The sequence below is a fragment of the Kitasatospora sp. NPDC088779 genome (assembly GCF_040685395.1).
Lineage (GTDB): Bacteria > Actinomycetota > Actinomycetes > Streptomycetales > Streptomycetaceae > Kitasatospora.
Genome location: NZ_JBFBHW010000050.1, coordinates 32,223 through 50,561 on the forward strand (window position 1 = coordinate 32,223; position 18,339 = coordinate 50,561).

17 protein-coding genes and 1 pseudogene are annotated in these 18,339 nt (G+C 73.6%); 14 read left to right on the plus strand and 4 right to left on the minus strand.

Going from position 1 to position 18,339, the window contains the following annotated elements; all coding sequences use genetic code 11:
* Nucleotides 1-583: 583 nt before the first annotated feature.
* Both AB0P03_RS32755 and AB0P03_RS32760 read right to left on the minus strand, forming a co-directional pair.
* Nucleotides 584-1,546, minus strand: coding sequence for a Ppx/GppA phosphatase family protein (locus AB0P03_RS32755; RefSeq protein WP_363587751.1), 963 nt, complete (start codon nucleotides 1,544-1,546; stop codon nucleotides 584-586).
* Nucleotides 1,547-1,642: 96 nt separating this feature from the next.
* Nucleotides 1,643-2,494, minus strand: a complete 852-nt coding sequence (locus AB0P03_RS32760; RefSeq protein ID WP_363587749.1) for a glycerophosphodiester phosphodiesterase — start codon at nucleotides 2,492-2,494, stop codon at nucleotides 1,643-1,645.
* A gap of 267 nt (nucleotides 2,495-2,761) precedes the next feature.
* On the opposite strand from AB0P03_RS32760, the gene AB0P03_RS32765 reads away from it, so the two are divergent.
* Nucleotides 2,762-3,598 (plus strand): hypothetical protein, encoded by an 837-nt coding sequence (locus AB0P03_RS32765; protein WP_363632237.1) that lies wholly within the window; start codon nucleotides 2,762-2,764, stop codon nucleotides 3,596-3,598.
* A 50-nt stretch (nucleotides 3,599-3,648) separates the two neighbouring features.
* Here AB0P03_RS32765 and AB0P03_RS32770 read toward each other — a convergent pair whose 3' ends face one another.
* On the minus strand, nucleotides 3,649-4,818 hold the full coding sequence (locus AB0P03_RS32770) for an NADH-quinone oxidoreductase subunit D (protein WP_363587747.1): 1,170 nt from the start codon (nucleotides 4,816-4,818) through the stop codon (nucleotides 3,649-3,651).
* Complete coding sequence (locus tag AB0P03_RS32775; protein ID WP_363587745.1) at nucleotides 4,815-5,831, minus strand: SAM-dependent methyltransferase; 1,017 nt, start codon at nucleotides 5,829-5,831, stop codon at nucleotides 4,815-4,817. Before AB0P03_RS32775 ends, AB0P03_RS32770 begins: the two co-directional genes overlap by 4 nt.
* Nucleotides 5,832-5,959: 128 nt before the next feature.
* Here AB0P03_RS32775 and AB0P03_RS32780 point away from each other — a divergent pair, with 128 nt between their 5' ends.
* From AB0P03_RS32780 to AB0P03_RS32840, 13 genes and pseudogenes are all read left to right on the plus strand, one after another.
* Nucleotides 5,960-7,186: a sensor histidine kinase gene (locus AB0P03_RS32780; RefSeq protein WP_363587743.1), complete on the plus strand. Its 1,227-nt coding sequence runs from the start codon at nucleotides 5,960-5,962 to the stop codon at nucleotides 7,184-7,186.
* Nucleotides 7,187-7,223: 37 nt separating this feature from the next.
* Nucleotides 7,224-7,913, plus strand: coding sequence for a response regulator transcription factor (locus AB0P03_RS32785; protein ID WP_350878413.1), 690 nt, complete (start codon nucleotides 7,224-7,226; stop codon nucleotides 7,911-7,913).
* Between the two features lie 221 nt (nucleotides 7,914-8,134).
* Entirely contained in the window at nucleotides 8,135-9,064 is a 930-nt protein-coding gene (locus AB0P03_RS32790) for a DUF2520 domain-containing protein (RefSeq protein ID WP_363587795.1), read from the plus strand.
* Nucleotides 9,064-9,969 (plus strand): pantoate--beta-alanine ligase, encoded by a 906-nt coding sequence (panC, locus tag AB0P03_RS32795; protein ID WP_363587740.1) that lies wholly within the window; start codon nucleotides 9,064-9,066, stop codon nucleotides 9,967-9,969. The genes AB0P03_RS32790 and panC overlap by 1 nt, the downstream gene beginning before the upstream one ends.
* 78 nt (nucleotides 9,970-10,047) lie before the next feature.
* Nucleotides 10,048-10,497: an aspartate 1-decarboxylase gene (panD, locus tag AB0P03_RS32800; RefSeq protein ID WP_350878411.1), complete on the plus strand. Its 450-nt coding sequence runs from the start codon at nucleotides 10,048-10,050 to the stop codon at nucleotides 10,495-10,497.
* A 16-nt stretch (nucleotides 10,498-10,513) separates the two neighbouring features.
* A complete protein-coding gene (locus AB0P03_RS32805; protein WP_363617793.1) occupies nucleotides 10,514-12,187 on the plus strand; it encodes an L-aspartate oxidase in 1,674 nt (557 codons plus the stop codon).
* A gap of 4 nt (nucleotides 12,188-12,191) precedes the next feature.
* Nucleotides 12,192-13,163: a carboxylating nicotinate-nucleotide diphosphorylase gene (gene nadC, locus AB0P03_RS32810; protein ID WP_063348830.1), complete on the plus strand. Its 972-nt coding sequence runs from the start codon at nucleotides 12,192-12,194 to the stop codon at nucleotides 13,161-13,163.
* Between the two features lie 30 nt (nucleotides 13,164-13,193).
* Nucleotides 13,194-13,979: a type III pantothenate kinase gene (locus AB0P03_RS32815; RefSeq protein WP_363589006.1), complete on the plus strand. Its 786-nt coding sequence runs from the start codon at nucleotides 13,194-13,196 to the stop codon at nucleotides 13,977-13,979.
* A 155-nt stretch (nucleotides 13,980-14,134) separates the two neighbouring features.
* Nucleotides 14,135-14,875: a hypothetical protein gene (locus tag AB0P03_RS32820; RefSeq protein WP_363589008.1), complete on the plus strand. Its 741-nt coding sequence runs from the start codon at nucleotides 14,135-14,137 to the stop codon at nucleotides 14,873-14,875.
* Nucleotides 14,876-14,990: 115 nt separating this feature from the next.
* Nucleotides 14,991-16,526, plus strand: a pseudogene (lysX, locus tag AB0P03_RS32825) (bifunctional lysylphosphatidylglycerol synthetase/lysine--tRNA ligase LysX); the annotation flags it as partial.
* 262 nt (nucleotides 16,527-16,788) lie between these two features.
* Nucleotides 16,789-17,226 (plus strand): BlaI/MecI/CopY family transcriptional regulator, encoded by a 438-nt coding sequence (locus AB0P03_RS32830; protein WP_363589010.1) that lies wholly within the window; start codon nucleotides 16,789-16,791, stop codon nucleotides 17,224-17,226.
* Nucleotides 17,227-17,236: 10 nt separating this feature from the next.
* Entirely contained in the window at nucleotides 17,237-17,773 is a 537-nt protein-coding gene (locus tag AB0P03_RS32835; RefSeq protein ID WP_350878402.1) for an amino-acid N-acetyltransferase, read from the plus strand.
* Between the two features lie 91 nt (nucleotides 17,774-17,864).
* Nucleotides 17,865-18,215 (plus strand): Lsr2 family protein, encoded by a 351-nt coding sequence (locus AB0P03_RS32840; protein ID WP_350878401.1) that lies wholly within the window; start codon nucleotides 17,865-17,867, stop codon nucleotides 18,213-18,215.
* Nucleotides 18,216-18,339 lie beyond the last annotated feature (124 nt).

The window sequence follows — 18,339 nt, forward strand, 5'->3', positions numbered from 1 at the left end:
GGGCGGGCGGCGTCGCGGCGGGCGGCCTTGACCGAGCGCACAGACTGGACGGCGGCCTTGGCGGCGCCGGCGGCCCGGGCGGTGCGGGTCTCCCGGGGGGCGGCGGTCGCGGCGGCCTTCCGCGTTCCGGACTTCCTCGCTTCGGGCTTCGTCCCCGCGGGCTTCGTCCCGGCGGGCTTGCTCACTTCGGACTTCGTCCCGACAGACTTCGTCCCGGCGGGCGTCTTCGCCTCGGACGCGCCTCCCGCGGGCTGCTTCGCCTCGGGCGCGGACGGCTTCTCGGTGGCCTTGCGCGCGGCGCTCTTGCGCCCGGTGCGCCGGGCCGCCTCGACGGCCTTCGCGGCCTGCGCCCCGGTGGCGCCCTTGACGGCCTTGCCGAGTTTGCGGCGCGGGCCGTCCGGCCGCGGCTGCCCGTCCCCGGGAGCGCGGCCCTCCCGCGTTCCGTCCTCGCCCGCTGGTTGCGCCACGGGAGACAGCGTAAGCGGACCGCGCTCCGAACGGGACCGGATCCCCGGCCGGCCCCGGCGGGAGCCGCCGGACGGGCCATGGGGCCGACGGTGTGGAGCCCTGCGGCGCGGGGGCCCTACGGGGTGAGGGCCGGGCGGCGGCGGTCGGCGGAGCCGTCCATGGCGTCCAGGCGGCGCAGGATGATGCCCTCGCGCAGCGCCCACGGGCAGACGTCCAGCTCGTCGAGGCCGAACAGGTCCATCGCGGCGTCCGCGACCAGCGCCCCGGCCAGCAACTGCTTGGCGCGGCCCTCGGAGACGCCGGGGATCCGCGCCCGCTCCTCGACGGTCATCGAGGACAGTCGCGGCAGCCAGGCGGACAGCCCGCTGCGGGTGAGCCGACGGTCGGCGTACGGGCCGGCGTCGGCGGGGGCGGCGCCGGTCATCCGGGCCAGCTGCTTGAAGGTCTTGGAGGTGGCGACGGCGTGCTGCGGCGCGCCGAGCCGGGCGACCTCGCCCGCGACGGTGGCCATCTCGGCCCGGATGTGGCGTCTCAGCCCGCGCAGCCCGTCCGGGTCGGCGACGTCGCCGGGCAGCCAGCGGGCGGTGAGCCGGCCGGCGCCCAGCGGCAGCGAGCAGGCGACGTCGGGCTGCTCGTCCAGGCCGCAGGCGATCTCCAGCGAGCCGCCGCCGATGTCCAGGTTGAGCAGTCGGCCCGAGGACCAGCCGAACCAGCGCCGGACGGCCAGGAACGTGAGCCGGGCCTCGTCCTGCCCGGACAGCACCCGCAGCTCCACCCCGGTCTCCGTGGCGACCCGGCGCAGCACCTCCTCGCCGTTGGCGGCCTCCCGGACGGCGGAGGTGGCGAACGGCAGGATGTCGACGACGCCCTTGTCCTCCGCGACCCGCAGCGACGAGGCGATGTGGCCGACCAGCCGCTCGACGCCTGCCTCGCTTATCGCGCCGTCGCCGTCGAGCAGTTCGGCCAGCCGCAGTTCGGCCTTGTGCGAGTACGCGGGCAGCGGGGCGGCACCCGGATGGGCGTCCACCACGAGGAAGTGGACGGTGTTGGAACCTACGTCGAGTACACCGAGTCGCATAACTCTCCACGCTACGCGATCCGGCCCCGGGCGAAACCGGTCTCGACCGTCTTCACACCGGTCCCGGCCGTACCCCGCCTCCGGCGACCGGACGCGTCAGTGGCCGCGCGGTCCGGCCCGGCGCTCGGGGCGGCAGTTGGTGTCCACCCAGCGGCGGGCCCGGCCCGGGGTGTCGGTGATCAGGCCGTCGGCGTCCCGGGCCGACATCAGCTGCCAGGACTCCTCGTCGTCGAGCGTCCAGACGTACACCTCGCGGCCCGCCTTGCGCTCGGCGGCGATCCGGGAGGCGCTGGCCAGCGCCGCGTCCAGGGCGATGCCGCGCAGCGGCAGGTCACCCGGGTCCTCGGCGATGGCGGAGCCCTGGATCAGCACGACCGGCAGGGCGGGCGCGGCGGCGTGGGCCTGGCGCAGGTGCTCCGCCGAGAACGAGTAGAGGACGACCCGGGCACCGCTGGCTGCGGCGATCCGGGCGATCCGGGTGACGTCCTCGGCGCGCTGCCACTTGATCTCCATCAGCAGGGTGGCGTTGCTGTCGGAGAGGCGCTTGAGCAGTTCCTGGAGGGTGGGGACGGGCTCGGTGGGGCCGGGGCCGACGGTCACCCGCAGGGCGGCGATCTGGGCGGCGGTCAGGTCGGCGATGGCGCCCTTGCCGTTGGTGGTGCGGTCCACCGTGGGGTCGTGCATCAGCACCGGGACGCCGTCCCTGGTGGTCTGGACGTCGGTCTCCAGCCAGTCGGCGCCCTGGTCGAGGGCGGTCTCGAAGGAGGCCATGGTGTTCTCGGGGGCGTTGCGCGGGGCGCCCCGGTGGCCGATCACCACCGGGGCGTCGCACAGCGGAGCGGCGGCGGCCGACCGGGCCCGCAGCGCGGGCGCGGAGGCGCACCCGGCGGCCAGGACCGCGAGGGCGGCGAGGACGGCCGTCTGGGCGGCGCGGGGCGAGGCGGTCACGGCTCGGTGCTCCAGTGGTGATCCGGGGTGTTCCAGGGCATCCAATACGGGTCAACGCGAGATCATCAAACTGATCTGACAACCCGACAGTGCCGCCCGGTTCCCTCCAGCCTGCGGTCGGCCGGCCGCCACCGGCGCCGCGGCGCACCCCGGATCACCCGGACGGGTCCGGGCAGGCCGCCCCGAAGGCTCTACCCTTGCCGGGTGGCACCAGCAGAAACGTCCAAGAAGAAGTCCAAGGCCTCCCCCGCCCCCGTCGACCTGGCGATGCCGACCCTGCGCGGCGAGGCCCCGCTCGGCGGGATCCCCCGTGACGAGGTCCCGCTCGACTTCCCGCGCGCCTGGGTCGAGTTCGCCGACCCCGACGACGAGGAGCAGGTGTTCCGCTGCGACCTCACCTGGCTGACCTCCCGCTGGGGTTGCGTCTTCGGCCAGGGCTGCCACGGCATCCGCGAGGGCCGCGGCGAGTCGGACGGCTGCTGCACGCTGGGCGCGCACTACTCGGACGAGGACGACGAGAAGCGCGTCCTCGGCCACGCGAAGCGGCTGACGCCCGAGCTGTGGGAGAACTTCGCGCACGGCACCGACGCCGCGGGCCGGATCACGTCCGACGGCGGCGTCACCATGCTCGACGAGGACGGCGACCGCCAGACCCGCCGGGTGAACGGGGCCTGCATCTTCGTGAACAGCCCCGGCTTCGCGGGCGGCGCCGGCTGCGCGCTGCACGCGCTGGCGCTCAAGGAGGGCCGGGAGCCGCTGGAGACGAAGCCGGACGTCTGCTGGCAGCTGCCGGTCCGCCGCACCTACGACTGGATCGACCGGCCGGACGACACCCGCTACCTCCAGGTCTCGATCGGCGAGTACGACCGCCGCGGCTGGGGCCCGGGCGGCCACGACCTGCACTGGTGGTGCACGGGCAGCCCGGCGGCGCACCAGGGGCCGGACCCGGTGTACGTCAGCTACCGCCCCGAGCTGACCGAGCTGATGGGCAGGGCGGCGTACGACGTGCTGGCCGGCCTGTGCGCGGAGCGGATCGCCACCAAGGGCGACCGCAAGGTGGCCCCGCACCCGGCCGACCCGGCCAAGCGGCCGAAGAAGGGCTGAGCCCGGGAAGCACCGGGCCCGCGCGGGCCCGGCCCGCGAAGGGCCGGGCCCTACTTGTCGATGTCCCCGACGACGAAGAACATCGACCCGAGGATCGCCACCATGTCCGCGACCAGCGTCCCGGGCAGCAGCTCGGTCAGCGCCTGGACGTTGTTGAAGGACGCCGAGCGCAGCTTGAGCCGCCACGGCGTCTTGTCGCCGCGCGAGACCAGGTAGTAGCCGTTGATGCCGAGCGGGTTCTCGGTCCAGGAGTAGGTGCTGCCCTCGGGGGCCTTGAGCACCTTGGGCAGCCGCTGGTTGACCGGGCCGGGCGGCAGGGTGGCGATCTTGTCGAGGCAGGCGTCGGCGAGGTCCAGCGAGTTGAGGGTCTGCTCCAGCAGGCACTCGAACCGGGCCAGGCAGTCGCCCTCCTCGCGGGTGACCACGGTGAGCACCTGCCGCAGTTCGTCGGAGCCGTACGCGAGGTAGGGCTCGTCGCGGCGCAGGTCGAAATCGAGGCCGCTGGCGCGGGCGATCGGCCCGCTGACGCCGTACGCCTCGGCCTGGGCCCGGGTGAGGGCGCCGACGCCGGCGGTGCGGGCACGGAAGATCTCGTTGCCGAGGACGAGGTCCTCGAAGACCGGCAGCTGGGAGCGGACGGTGGCGACGGCGGTGCGGACGCGGCCGAGCCAGCCGGCCGGGATGTCCTCCTTGAGGCCGCCGACCCGGTTGAACATGTAGTGCATGCGCCCGCCGGAGGCCTCCTCCAGGACGTGCTGGAGGTCCTCGCGGGCGGTGAAGGCGTGGAAGATCGGGGTGATGCCGCCGAGTTCCAGCGGGTAGGAGCCGAGGAACATCAGGTGGTTGAGCACCCGGTTGAGTTCGGCGAGCAGGGTGCGGATCCACACCGCCCGCTCGGGCACCTCCATGCCGAGCATCCGCTCGACGCCGAGGACGACGCCGAGCTCGTTGCCGAAGGCGGAGAGCCAGTCGTGCCGGTTGGCCAGCATGATGATCTGCCGGTAGTCGCGGGCCTCGAACAGCTTCTCCGCGCCCCGGTGCATGTATCCGATCACCGGCTCGGCGGTGATGATCCGCTCGCCGTCGAGCACCAGCCGCAGTCGCAGCACGCCGTGCGTGGCGGGGTGCTGCGGGCCGATGTTGAGCACCATGTCGGTGGTGCCCGCCTCGCCGGTGAAGTTCTCGGCTCCCGCCCCGATGCCGACCGTGGTCTCCCTCATGAGGTCAGAGTCTGCCACCCCGGCAGGGCGGCCAGGGCCTCCGGTACCGGCATGCGGACGGCCTGGGCGAGCCAGCCGAAGGCGCCGAGCCCGGCCGGGTCGGTCAGTTCGGCGCCCTCGCCGGCCCCGCCGAGCGCCCGCAGGTAGCCGGCCGGGTCGGTGGAGGCGAGCGCGAGCGGCGGCCGGGCGCCGCTCACGCCGAGGGCGCGCAGGGCGTCCCGCTGGGTTGTCCACAGGCTGTGGAGGCCGGGCGCCGCCGCGGAGTCCAGGGCGACGTGCGCGGTGACGTCGCAGGAGCCGTCCGGCACCGGCGACACCTCGCGGCCGCCCCGGAAGCCGGTGAGGGTGCCGAACAGCGGGCGCCGGTCGGCGGTGTGCCCGTAGTCGACGGCGACGGCCAGGCCGCGCTCCAGCCCGGCGACGGCCCGCGCCCAGGCGGCGTCCCGGGGGCCGCCGAACTCCACGAAGTCCCCGGGGTGCCCGACCGGCCACCAGCGCTCGGCCCAGGCCGCGTCGGCCGCCGAGGCGGGCCCGCCGAGCCGTTCCCCGCCGGTCGCGGTGTCCACCTCCCAGTAGCGCAGCACCCCGTCCTCGTCGACCTCGCCGACGTCCAGCGGCACGTTGTCCAGCCATTCGTTGGCGAACAGCAGCCCGGTGAGGCCGCGCGGCACCTCGTCCGTCCACAGGGCTGTGGACGGCAGGCCCGCCGGGCGCCGCGCGATCTCCACGCCGTACGGGCGCAGCCGCGCCAGCACCTCGCCGGGCAGTTCGGCCAGCACCCCGGTGAGCAGTTCGCCGCGTCCGGCCCCGACGTCGACGAGGGCCAGCTCCTCCGGACGGCCCAGGGCGGCGTCAACCTCCAGTAGCAGCCGGGCCACCGCGCGGGCGAACCTCGGCGAGGCGTGCACCGAGGTGCGGAAGTGCCCGGCGGGGCCCTCCGGCCTGCGGTAGAAGCCGCCGTCCGGGTCGTACAGGGCCTGCTCCATGGCGGGCGCCCACCGCATCCAAGTCATAGCGCGGGACGCTACCCGGAGCCGGGCGCGCCCTCCCCACCGGTACGGTGCGTCTCCGACCTACGGAGTAGGACGGATCGCCCTACCGGCGGACCTGAACACGCCAGGTGACTGCCTAGGCTGGAGACGTGCATCGACTCAACGCCTGGCTCCGCCGTCACCCCGTGGTGGTCGACGCCGCCTGGGCTGCGATGGTGCTCTTCGCCAGCCTGCTGCCGAACGACAGTTCCAGCGACGGCTGGCGCTTCGACGCACAGATCCTGATCGCGGTGCTGCTGCCCGCGCTCATGGTCTTCCGCCGACGCTTCCCCGACGTCACCGTGGCCGCCGCCACCGGCCTGGGCCTCGGCCAGGTGGCCGCCGACGTCCTCCCGGCCGCCTCCTCCATCGCCTACCTGGTGTTCGCGTACACCGGCGCCGCCTTCGGCCAGAAGTGGACGTCCCGGCTGGCGCTGGTCGCCGGGCTGGCCGCCGGGCCCCTGGTGTTCTGGCAGCTCCACCCGCTGAAGACGGTCTCCAACGGCGCCGGGGACTTCCACACCCGCCCGTACTCCTTCGGCGAGGCGGCGCTGATCACGCTGCTGATGAGCACCCCGTTCATCCTGTGCTGGGCGTGGGGGCGGCTGACCAGGGTGCGCCGGGCCTACCTGACCGAGCTGGAGGACCGTGCCGCCCGGCTGGAGCGCGAGCGGGACGCCCAGTCCAAGGTGGCGGTGGCCGCCGAGCGCGCCCGGATCGCCCGCGAGCTGCACGACGTGGTCGCGCACAACGTCTCGGTGATGATCGTCCAGGCCGACGGCGCCGCGTACGTGCTCGACAACTCGCCGCAGCAGGCGAAGGAGGCGCTCGGCACGATCGCGTCCACCGGCCGGCAGGCGCTGGTCGAGATGCGCCGCCTGCTGGGCGTGCTGCGCACCGCCGACACCGCCGAGGAGTACGTGCCGCAGCCGGGCGTCGAGGAACTGCCGGAGCTGCTGGAGCAGGTCCGCACGGCCGGGCTTCAGGTGGACTACGCGACCTCCGGGCATCCGCGCGAGCTGCCGCGCGGCGTCGAGCTGACGGTCTACCGGATCGTCCAGGAGGCGCTGACCAACGTCCGCAAGCACGGCGGCCCCGACGTGCACGCCCGGGTCGCGGTCGACTTCGGCGAGCGCGAGCTGGCCGTCCTCGTCGAGGACGACGGCCGCGGCAGCACCGACGAGCAACTGGCCACCGGCGGCACGGACGGCCTCGGCCACGGCCTGATCGGCATGCGCGAGCGGGTCGGCATGGTCAGCGGCAGCCTCGACGTGGGCCCCCGCCCCGGCGGCGGCTTCCGGATCCGCGCCATCCTGCCGCTCAAGGCGGCCCACTAACCCCCCGGTCCCCCCGACGCCCCCTGAAGGAGCCACCTTGACCATCCGCGTGATGCTGGTCGACGACCAGGAACTGCTGCGCACCGGTTTCCGGATGATCCTGCAGTCGCAGGGCGACATCGAGATCGTCGCCGAGGCCGGCGACGGCGCCCGGGCCCTGGAGCAGCTGCGGCACACCGAGGTGGACGTGATCCTGATGGACGTGCGGATGCCGCGCCTGGACGGGGTGCAGACCACCCGCCGGATCTGCCTGGCCGAGGACGGCAGCCCCGTGCCCAACGCCCCGCACGTGCTCATCCTGACCACCTTCGACCTGGACGAGTACGCCTTCGCCGCGCTCAAGGCCGGCGCCAGCGGCTTCCTGCTCAAGGACGTCCCGCCGACCGAGCTGGTGGCCGCGATCCGCGCCGTGCACGGCGGGGACGCGGTGGTCGCGCCGACCACCACCCGCCGCATGATCGACCGCTTCGCCGAGGTGCTGCCGACTCCGCAGAGCGCGCCCGGCGCGGACGCCCTCGGGCCGCTGACCGAGCGGGAGCGGGAGGTGTTCCTGCTGGTCGCCCAGGGGCTGTCGAACGGCGAGATCGCGGCCCGGCTGGTGCTCTCCGAAGCCACCGTGAAGACCCACGTCGGCCGGATCCTCGCCAAGCTCGGCCTGCGCGACCGGGTCCAGGCCGTGGTGCTCGCCTACGAGGCCGGGCTGATCCGGGCCGGGGCGACGGACTGAGCGCCCCCGGGCATCCCCGGGCATCCCCGGGCATCCCGTGGAGCACCCCGTGGAGGACCGGCTGAGCGCCCGTAGAATGGGCCGGTACGTCCGGTACCCGAAGAGGACCGGAACGAGGAGCTAAGGACGAGGGCCGGGCCGTGAACACGTCCGACAGTGCCGACCACGCCGCCGACGGCGGGTTCGCCCCGCTCGCCGACGGCTTCGGCGATCCGAGCCACCTGAACGACCCGAGCTACCCGGGCTACGCCGACGACCCGACCGACCCCGGCAACCGCCCGGCCCGGCTGGCCGTCGGCGTGGTCGGCACCGGCCGGGTCGGCCCGGCGCTGGGCGCCGCCCTGCAACTCGCCGGGCACACCGTGGTCGCCGCCTCCGGGGTGTCCGCCACCTCCCGCCGCCGCGCCGAGGCGCTGCTGCCGGGGGTGCGGATCGTCACCCCGCCGCAGGTGCTGGCCGCCGCCGACCTGGTGCTGCTCACCGTGCCGGACGACACGCTGGCCGACCTGGTGGCCGGCCTCGTCGCGACCGGCGCCGTCCGCCCCGGGCAGCTGCTGGTGCACACCTCCGGCGCGCACGGCGTCGGCATCCTGGAGCCCGCCACCCTGGCCGGGGCACTGCCGCTGGCGCTGCACCCGGCGATGACCTTCACCGGCACCTCCGTCGACCTGGACCGGCTGGCCGGCTGCCCGTTCGGGGTGACCGCCCCCGAGGAGCTGCGGCCGGTCGCCGAGGCGCTGGTGGTGGAGATGGGCGGCGAGCCGGAGTGGGTGCCGGAGCAGGTCCGCCCGCTCTACCACACGGCCCTCGCGCACGGCGCGAACCACCTGGTCACCCTGGTCGCGCAGGCGATGGACCTGCTGCGCACGGCCGGCGTCGCCGAGCCCGGCCGGCTGCTCGGCCCGCTGCTCGGCGCCGCCCTGGACAACAGCCTGCGCTCCGGCGACGCGGCCCTCACCGGCCCGGTCGCCCGGGGCGACGCGGGCACCGTGCGGCGCCACCTGGCGCAGCTCAGTACGGTGTCCCCGGACATCCCGGCGGCCTACCGGGCGATGGCCCGCGCCACCGCGCAGCGGGCGCTCGCCAACGGGACGATCGACGAAGCGTCGGCGGCGGCGCTGCTGGACGTACTGAACGAGGAGAATCGCTAATGGCACGCGGAAAGCAGCCGGTCAGGACCCAGCGGGCGCCGAAGGTCCACCGGGCCGTCGTCACCCGCACCGTGGACGACTTCGAGGCCGCGTTCTGGCCGGACGAGCGCCCGGTCGACAACGCCGTCGTGATGACCATGGGCGCGCTGCACGAGGGCCACGCCGCGCTGATCCGGGCCGCCCGCAAGCAGGTCGGCCAGGAGGGCCGGGTGGCGGTGACGGTCTTCGTCAACCCGCTGCAGTTCGGCCCGGCCGAGGACCTGGAGCGCTACCCGCGCAGCCTGGACGAGGACGTGAAGCTGGCCGAGGAGAACGGCGCCGACGTGGTGTTCGCGCCCTCCGTCGACGAGGTGTACCCGAACGGCCGGCCGCAGGTGCGCCTGTCGGCCGGCCCGATGGGCGAGCGCTTCGAGGGCGCCACCCGCCCCGGCCACTTCGACGGCGTGCTGACCGTCGTCGCCAAGCTGCTGCACATCACCGACCCGGACTTCGCGTTCTTCGGCGAGAAGGACGCGCAGCAGCTCGCGATCATCCAGCGGATGGTCGCCGACCTGGACTTCGACGTCGAGGTGGTCGGGGTGCCGACCGCCCGCGAGGAGGACGGGCTGGCGCGCTCCTCGCGCAACCGCTACCTCTCCACCGACGAGCGCGAGCAGGCCCTCGCCCTCTCCAAGGCGCTGTTCGCCGGCCGGGACGCCGCCGCCCAGGGCCCGAAGGCCGTCCGCGAGGCCGCCTCGGCCGTCCTGGACGCGGCCGAAGGCATCACCCTCGACTACCTCGCCCTGATCGACCCGCACGACTTCAGCGAAGCGGCGGACGACTTCCAGGGCGCGGCGGTGCTGGCCGTCGCCGCGAAGGTGGGTTCCACCCGCCTGATCGACAACGTCCACGTCATCTGCCGCTAGGCAACCGGCCACCCGGCACGGAACCGTTCGGCAAGAGCTCCCCTTTCAGGCATGCACTCACAGGAGGCGTGACCCGCAATGCTCCGCACCATGCTCAAGTCCAAGATCCACCGGGCCACCGTGACCCAGGCCGACCTGCACTACGTCGGCTCCGTCACGGTGGACGAGGACCTGCTCGACGCCGCCGACCTGCTCCCCGGCGAGCTGGTCCACATCGTCGACATCGACAACGGGGCCCGGCTGGAGACCTACACCATCGCCGGCCCGCGCGGCTCCGGCGTGATCGGCATCAACGGCGCCGCCGCTCGCCTGGTCCACCCCGGCGACCTGGTCATACTCATCGCCTACGGGCAGATGGACACGGCCGAGGCCAAGGGCTACGAACCGAGCATCGTCTTCGTGGACGAGCGGAACCGGATCACCGGCCTGGGCGGCGACCCCGCCGAGGCCCCGGAGGGCACCGGACTGCTCCGCGGCGACGAGGCGTACGGTGACGGCAACGGCGCGGCCCCGACCGCCGCGCGCTGAAGGAGCCACTGACGCCATGTCCGCCACGCACCGCCTCACCGCCCCGGCCCCCGGCTGGACCGCCACCACCGACGTGGTCGTGGTCGGCTCCGGGGTGGCCGGCCTCACCGTCGCCCTCAACGCCCGCAAGGCCGGCCTGCGGACCATGGTGGTCACCAAGGCGATGCTGGACGACGGCTCCACCCGCTGGGCCCAGGGCGGCATCGCAGCCGCCCTGGGCGAGGGCGACACCCCCGAGCAGCACCTGGACGACACCCTGGTGGCCGGCGCCGGGATCTGTGACGAGGAGGCCGTGCGCACCCTGGTCACCGAGGGCCCGGACGCCGTCCGCCGGCTGATCGCCGTCGGCGCCGCCTTCGACCGCGGCGCCGACGGCGAGATCCTGCTCACCCGCGAGGGCGGCCACCACCGCCGCCGGATCGCGCACGCCGGCGGGGACGCCACCGGCGCCGAGATATCGCGCGCCCTGGTGGAAGCCGTCCGCAACGACCCCGGCGTCGAGCTGATCGAGCACGCCCTCGTCCTCGACCTGCTCACCGACGCCGACGGGCACGCCGCCGGCCTCACCCTGCACGTGATGGGCGAGGGCCAGCGCGACGGCGTCGGCGCCGTCCGGGCCCGCGCGGTGGTCCTCGCCACCGGCGGCATGGGCCAGGTCTTCTCCGCCACCACCAACCCGGCGGTCTCCACCGGTGACGGCGTGGCGCTCGCCCTGCGGGCCGGCGCCGCCGTCACCGACCTGGAGTTCGTCCAGTTCCACCCGACCGTGCTCTGGCTCGGCCCGGAGGCCGAGGGCCAGCAGCCGCTGGTCTCCGAGGCGGTCCGCGGCGAGGGCGCCCACCTGGTGGACGCGCACGGCACCCGCTTCATGCTCGGGCAGCACGAGCTGGCCGAACTGGCCCCGCGCGACATCGTCGCCAAGGCGATCACCCGGCGCATGCAGGAGCAGGGCGCCGAGCACATGTACCTGGACGGGCGGCACTTCGGCGCCGAGATGTGGCAGCAGCGCTTCCCGACCATCTTCGCCTCCTGCCGCGCGCACGGCATCGACCCGGTCACCGAGCCGATCCCGGTCGCCCCGGCCGCGCACTACGCCTCCGGCGGCATCCGCACCGACCGGCACGGCCGCACCAGCGTCCCCGGCCTGTACGCCTGCGGCGAGGTCGCCTGCACCGGGGTGCACGGCGCCAACCGGCTGGCCTCCAACTCGCTGCTGGAGGGCCTGGTCTTCGCCGAGCGGATCGCCGCCGACCTCGCCGACCGGCACCGCCGCGGCGCACTGCCCGAGCGCGCCGTGGACGTCGCCGCCGCCCGCGCCGCACGGCCGGTGCCGCTGCCCGCCCCCGAGTCGCGCGCCGAGATCCAGCGGCTGATGTCGCGCGGCGCGGGCGTGCTGCGCTCGGCCGCCACGATGGCCGGCACCGCCGCCGGGCTGGCCCTGCTCACCGAGCAGGCCCACGCGCACGTCGCCGAGGAGAAGCCCGCCGACCCGCGGGTGGAGACCTGGGAGGCCGCCAACCTGCTGCTGGTCGCCACCGCGCTGGTCGCGGCCGCCGCGCAGCGCGAGGAGACCCGCGGCTGCCACTGGCGCGAGGACTTCCCCGAGCGCGACGACGCCCACTGGCGGCGCCACCTGATCACCACCCTCACCGCCTCCGGCGGCCCCGTCAGCACCCCTGAGGAGCAGTAGAACCATGACCCACTCCCACGAGGAACTCCCCCTGGCCGACGCCCAGGGCGGCTGCGGCGACGGCTGCGCCTGCGGGGACGGCGAGGGCTACGAGACCGGCCTGGACCCGCAGCTGGCCGAGCTGCTGGAGCAGGCCGGACTGGACCCGATCGAGGTCGAGGACATCGCCACCCTGGCACTGGCCGAGGACCTGGCCGGCGGCGAGGACGTCACCTCGGTGGCCACCGTGCCCGCCGAGGCCGTCGCCACCGCCGACTTCACCGCCCGCCAGGCCGGCGTGGTGGCCGGCCTGCGGATCGCCGAGGCGGTCGTCTCGCTGATCTGCGAGGAGGAGTTCGAGGTCGAGCGGCACGTCCAGGACGGCGACCGGGTCGAGGCCGGCCAGGTCCTGCTGTCGGTCCGCTCCCGCACCCGCGACCTGCTCACCGCCGAGCGCAGCGCGCTCAACCTGCTCTGCCACCTGTCCGGCATCGCCACCGCGACCCGCGCCTGGGCCGACGCCCTGGAGGGCACCGGCGCCGTCGTCCGGGACACCCGCAAGACCACCCCGGGCCTGCGCGCGCTGGAGAAGTTCGCGGTGCGCTGCGGCGGCGGCGCCAACCACCGGATGGCCCTGTCCGACGCCGCCCTGGTCAAGGACAACCACGTGGTCGCGGCCGGCGGCGTCGCCGAGGCCTTCCGGGCCGTCAAGGCCGCCTACCCCGACCTGCCGGTCGAGATCGAGGTCGACACCCTGGAGCAGATCCCGCCGGTACTGGCGGCCGGGGCCGACCTGATCCTGCTGGACAACTTCACCGTCCCGCAGCTGAAGGAGGCCGTCGAGCTGGTGGCCGGCCGGGCGAAGCTGGAGGCCTCCGGCGGCCTGACCCTGGCCACCGCGCGCGAGGTCGCCCAGACTGGTGTCGACTACCTGGCAGTGGGCGCGCTCACCCACTCCTCGCCGATCCTGGACATCGGCCTCGACCTGCGCGCCTGACCTCTCGTCCCGACTCGCAGAAAGCGCCCCATGCTCCTCACCATCGACGTCGGCAACACCCAGACCACGCTCGGCCTGTTCGACGGCGAGGACGTGGTGGAACATTGGCGGATCTCGACCGATTCGCGCCGCACGGCCGATGAACTGGCAGTGCTGCTACAGGGGTTGATGGGCAACCACACCGCGGTCCGGGAGGCCACGGTGGAGGGCCTGGCGATCTGCTCGTCCGTTCCCGCCGTGCTCCACGAGCTCCGTGAGGTGACCCGCCGCTACTACGGCGACGTCCCCGCGGTGATCGTGGAGCCCGGCGTGAAGACCGGGGTGCACGTCCTGATGGACAACCCCAAGGAGGTCGGCGCCGACCGGATCGTCAACGCCCTGGCCGCCAACCACCTGTACGGCGGCCCGTGCATCGTGGTCGACTTCGGCACCGCCACCACCTTCGACGCCGTCAACGCCCGCGGCGACTACGTGGGCGGCGCGATCGCCCCCGGCATCGAGATCTCGGTGGAGGCGCTCGGTGTCCGCGGCGCCCAGCTGCGCAAGATCGAGTTGGCCCGGCCCCGCAACGTGATCGGCAAGAACACCGTCGAGGGCATGCAGTCCGGCATCCTGTACGGCTTCGCGGGCCAGGTCGACGGCCTGGTCGACCGGATGGCCAAGGAGCTGTCCAAGGACCCGGACGACGTCCAGGTGATCGCCACCGGCGGCCTGGCCCCCCTGGTCCTCGGCGAGGCCTCCACCATCGACGTCCACGAGCCCTGGCTCACCCTGATCGGCCTGCGCCTGGTCTTCGAGCGCAACCGCCCGGCCTGACCGGCCCCCGGGGCCCCCCGTCGGCGCCCCCGGTCCGTCCGGGGGGCGCCGACGCGCGTCCTCCCCCACTCCCGCGGCCGATTCCGCCGGGCCGAACGTGGGGCGTCGGCGCGACGCTACCGACAAATCGGATATTCCTCACGTAGTGTCAGCCCATGCCTACGCCACACGGATCGCGCGGCGGCATGGCCTTCAGCGCCGACGAAGTCCGCGTGCTGCGCCGCGCCCTCGCCCAAGCCCTGCACCCCGCCGTCCCCGTCCACCTCCAGCTCCCCGACCGTCCGGTGTTCGCCGGCCCGGGCGCCGAGCTGTGGGCGGAGGACGTCCAGGACGCGCTGCGTCTGACCGAGGCGATCGACGAGGCCGTCCAGGAGGGCGGCCGGCTGCGCGCCTTCCTGCTCGCCGACCTCGGGCGCTACCGGGCGGCCCTGCCCGGCAGCGCCCCCGGCTACCTGGAACGCCTGGAGGAAGCCGTGACCGACGGCTACCTGCCCGGCCCGGAGGACCTCACCGCGCTGCGCGGGCTGACCCGCCAGCCGTGCGGCCACGGCGAACGCGCCCGCCGCTCCCGGCTGGCCGGCCGCTGCCACGCGCTGGCCGAGGCCGCCGTCCGCGAGCGGCTCGCCCTCACCACCGGGCAGCCCCGCCACCTCGTCGTCGTACCGAGCCCCGCCGCACCCCCGAGCAGTCTCCCCACCCCTGTTGGAGGACGGATCACGATGAGCAGCACCGACTCCCCCGCCGAGCGGCCCACCGCCCCCCAGAACCCGCCCCGCCCGCACCGGATGCCCACCCCGGCCGAACTCTTCGGGCGCCGCCCCAAGCCCCCCGCCCACCCCGCGCCCCCGGCCGCGCCGGACCCGGACGAGATCGAACTCGCCACCGGCACCGGCTGAGCCGCCCGCACCCGAGGAGGGGGACCGCCGACGCGGCCCCCCTCCTGCGTTATCCCGTGGCGGAGCACGGTGTGTGGCTGGCTACCCTTGTGGGGTGAGCGATCAGAGCCCCATCCCCGCGACCGACGACCTTCCCGAGCAGATGCGCGTCCGGCGCGAGAAGCTGGACCGGCTCCGGGCGGCCGGTGTCGACCCCTACCCGGTCGGCTTCCCCCGCACCAGCACCATCGCGGACCTGCGCGCCAAGCATCCGGACCTGGAACCCGACACCGCGACCGGTGAGCGGGCCGGCGTCACCGGCCGGGTGATCCTCTCCCGCACCGGCGGCAAGCTCTGCTTCGCCACGCTGCGCGACGGCACCGGCGACCTCCAGGTGATGTTCTCCCTGGACAAGCTGGGAGCGGAGCGGCTGGCGGCCTGGAAGACGGACATCGACCTGGGCGACCAGGTCGGCGTCGAGGGCGAGGTGATCACCTCCAAGCGCGGCGAGCTGTCCGTGATGGTGGACCGCTGGGAGCTCACCGCCAAGTGCCTGCGCCCGCTGCCGGACAAGCACAAGGGCCTGACCGACCCGGAGGCCCGGGTCCGCCAGCGGTACGTCGACCTGATCGTCAACCCCGAGGCCCGCGAGATCCTGCACCTGCGCAGCAAGGTGGTCCGCTCGATCCGCCGCACCTACGAGGACCGCGGCTACATCGAGGTCGAGACCCCGATGCTGCAGCCGGTGCACGGCGGCGCCAACGCCCGCCCGTTCAAGACGCACATCAACGCGTACGACATCGACCTCTACATGCGCATCGCCCCCGAGCTGTACCTCAAGCGGCTGGTGGTCGGCGGCGCCGAGAAGGTCTTCGAGATCAACCGCAACTTCCGCAACGAGGGCGCGGACTCCACCCACAACCCGGAGTTCACCTCGCTGGAGTCGTACGAGGCGTACGGCGACTACGACACCCAGGCCGAGCTGATCCGCGAGACGATCGTCAACGCGGCCCGGGACGCGCTGGGCACCACGGTGATCAAGGGCCTGGACGCGCACGGCGTGGAGCACGAGATCGACCTGGCCGAGCCGTGGGAGGAGGTCTCCGTCTACCCGGGCATCTCCGCCCGCCTGGGCGTCGAGGTCACCCCGGAGACCGGCGTCGAGGAGCTGCGCAAGCTGGCCTTCGACCACGGCATCCCGTTCGACAAGGACTGGGGCCACGGTCAGATCGTGCTGGAGATGGTCGAGCGCCTGCTGGAGGAGAACGCCGTCCGGCCGACCTTCATCAAGGACTACCCGACCGAGGTCTCCCCGCTGACCCGCCAGCACCGCTCGGTGCCGGGCGTGGCCGAGAAGTGGGACCTGGTGATCTTCGGTACCGAGATCGGCACCGCCTACTCCGAGCTGGTCGACCCGGTCGAGCAGCGCGCCCGCCTGACCGCGCAGTCCCTGCTGGCGGCCGGCGGCGACGTCGAGGCGATGCAGATCGACGAGGACTTCCTGCGGGCCCTGGAGTACGCGATGCCGCCGACCGGCGGCCTCGGCCTCGGGGTGGACCGCCTGATCATGCTGCTGACCGGCAAGAACATCCGGGAGACCGTGCTCTTCCCGTTGGTGAAGCCGGAGGCGAAGGCTTCCGCCGCGACGGCGGAGAAGACCGAGGAGGAGTGACTGATGGACTACGTCAGCGCGATCGTGCCGCCGCTGGTCATGGCGATCGGCTTCGGATTCCTGGTGCGGGCCATCATCCGCAGCCAGGGCGGAGCCCAGAAGGCCAAGGAAGACCTCGACTGACCCGCGAGCGAACCCGCGACTGACACCGTCAGCCGCCGAACCACCGGCGCGCCGCCATTCCCGATTCCGGGGGTGGCGGCGCGCCGGTTTGGCGCACTTCACAAGATTTGCCCCATTCACTCCCTATCCTGGCCGCACTATGGTCCGGCAACTCGGTGAACTTGAGAACGCCATCATGACCCGGGTGTGGCAGTGGAACCGGCCGGTGACGGTTCGCGAGGTTCTCCTGGATCTGCAGTCGGAACGCGAAATCGCGTACACCACGGTGATGACCGTCCTGGACAAGCTCCACAGAAAGGGCTGGCTGCGCCGCGAGCGGGTCGGCCGGGCCTATCGATATGAACCGGTCTCGTCCCGCGAGGCGTACACCGCGGCGCTGATGAACGACGCGTGGGCCACCAGTGACAATCCGGCCGCGGCCCTGGTGCACTTCTTCGGCCTGATGTCGCCCGGGCAGCGCGAGGCGCTGCGGGACGCCTTGCGGGTCACCGCTCTGTTCCCGCCGGATCCGCCCCCCGCCGAATCCGCGGAGCCGGGACCGGATACCGGGGAGACCCCGCCGGGCGCGACACGATAACGTCCCGGCCATGGAGGTCACCATCCGCCGTGCGCGGACCACGGACGTGCGGACCGTACGCGGGCTCATCGACGCCTACTCGCGCGACGGCATTCTGCTCGACAAGCCCACAGTCACACTGTTCGAATCCGTCCAGGAGTTCTGGGTCGCCGAACGCGACGACACCGGTGCGGTGGTGGCCTGCGGCGCCCTGCACGTGATGTGGGAGGACCTGGCCGAGGTCCGCACGCTCGCCGTCGATCCGTCCTGCCGGGGCTTCGGGGTCGGACATCTGCTGCTGGAGAAGCTGCTGCAGACCGCGCGCTGGCTCGGCGTCCGTCGGATTTTCTGCTTGACGTTCGAGGTTCCGTTCTTCGCGAAACACGGTTTCGTCGAGATCGGAGAGCTTCAGGAAACCGATGATGGTACGACAGACCCGGCGGCGATCGCTACGGATGTCTATGAAGAACTTCTCCGCTCGTACGATGAAGGTGTCGCGGAGTTCCTTGACCTGGAGCGGGTGAAGCCCAACACACTGGGCAACTCGCGCATGCTGCTGCACCTCTGAGCGGCTCCGCGCCGGTCAAGGGTTTGTGTTTTCCGGAGAAAGGCGCTTTCCTTTCCTTAGGCAATGGGTCGTTTAGCGGAAAGGGAAGCCCGTGGCACAGAGGGTGCAGGTCATTCTTGAAGACGATCTCGACGGTGGTTCGGCGGACGAGACGGTGACGTTCGCGCTCGACGGCGTTGCCTACGAGATCGACCTGAAGAGCGTCAACGCGGACAAGCTGCGCGGTCTGCTGGCGCCGTACGTGGAGAAGGGCCGCAAGCAGAGCGGCCGGCTCGCCGGCCCGCGGCGCCCGGGTCGCGGCACCGCGCCGCGCCCCTCCGGCAGCGCGCCGGACACCGCGAAGATCCGCGCGTGGGCCAAGGAGCAGGGCATGGAGGTCAACGACCGCGGCCGGGTGCCGAGCACCGTCCGCGAGGCCTACGACAAGGCCAACGCGTCCTGACCCCGGCGCCGCCGGAACGCCGGAGCGGATGCGGGGCCCCGGCGGCCGCACACGGCGCCGACGACACACGCGCGGGGCGCGGAGGACTCTCCTCCGCGCCCCGCGGCGCGCACCCCGGGGGCCG

What these genes read in the sequence shown, in the direction of transcription:
- AB0P03_RS32755 (WP_363587751.1), bottom strand. Translation starts at nt 1,546, where the DNA reads ATGCGACTCGGTGTACTCGACGTAGGTTCCAACACCGTCCACTTCCTC.
- AB0P03_RS32765 (WP_363632237.1), top strand. Translation starts at nt 2,762, where the DNA reads ATGCCGACCCTGCGCGGCGAGGCCCCGCTCGGCGGGATCCCCCGTGAC.
- AB0P03_RS32770 (WP_363587747.1), bottom strand. Translation starts at nt 4,818, where the DNA reads ATGAGGGAGACCACGGTCGGCATCGGGGCGGGAGCCGAGAACTTCACC.
- AB0P03_RS32775 (WP_363587745.1), bottom strand. Translation starts at nt 5,831, where the DNA reads ATGACTTGGATGCGGTGGGCGCCCGCCATGGAGCAGGCCCTGTACGAC.
- panC (WP_363587740.1), top strand. Translation starts at nt 9,064, where the DNA reads ATGGCACGCGGAAAGCAGCCGGTCAGGACCCAGCGGGCGCCGAAGGTC.
- panD (WP_350878411.1), top strand. Translation starts at nt 10,048, where the DNA reads ATGCTCCGCACCATGCTCAAGTCCAAGATCCACCGGGCCACCGTGACC.
- AB0P03_RS32805 (WP_363617793.1), top strand. Translation starts at nt 10,514, where the DNA reads ATGTCCGCCACGCACCGCCTCACCGCCCCGGCCCCCGGCTGGACCGCC.
- nadC (WP_063348830.1), top strand. Translation starts at nt 12,192, where the DNA reads ATGACCCACTCCCACGAGGAACTCCCCCTGGCCGACGCCCAGGGCGGC.
- AB0P03_RS32815 (WP_363589006.1), top strand. Translation starts at nt 13,194, where the DNA reads ATGCTCCTCACCATCGACGTCGGCAACACCCAGACCACGCTCGGCCTG.
- AB0P03_RS32820 (WP_363589008.1), top strand. Translation starts at nt 14,135, where the DNA reads ATGCCTACGCCACACGGATCGCGCGGCGGCATGGCCTTCAGCGCCGAC.
- AB0P03_RS32830 (WP_363589010.1), top strand. Translation starts at nt 16,789, where the DNA reads ATGGTCCGGCAACTCGGTGAACTTGAGAACGCCATCATGACCCGGGTG.
- AB0P03_RS32835 (WP_350878402.1), top strand. Translation starts at nt 17,237, where the DNA reads ATGGAGGTCACCATCCGCCGTGCGCGGACCACGGACGTGCGGACCGTA.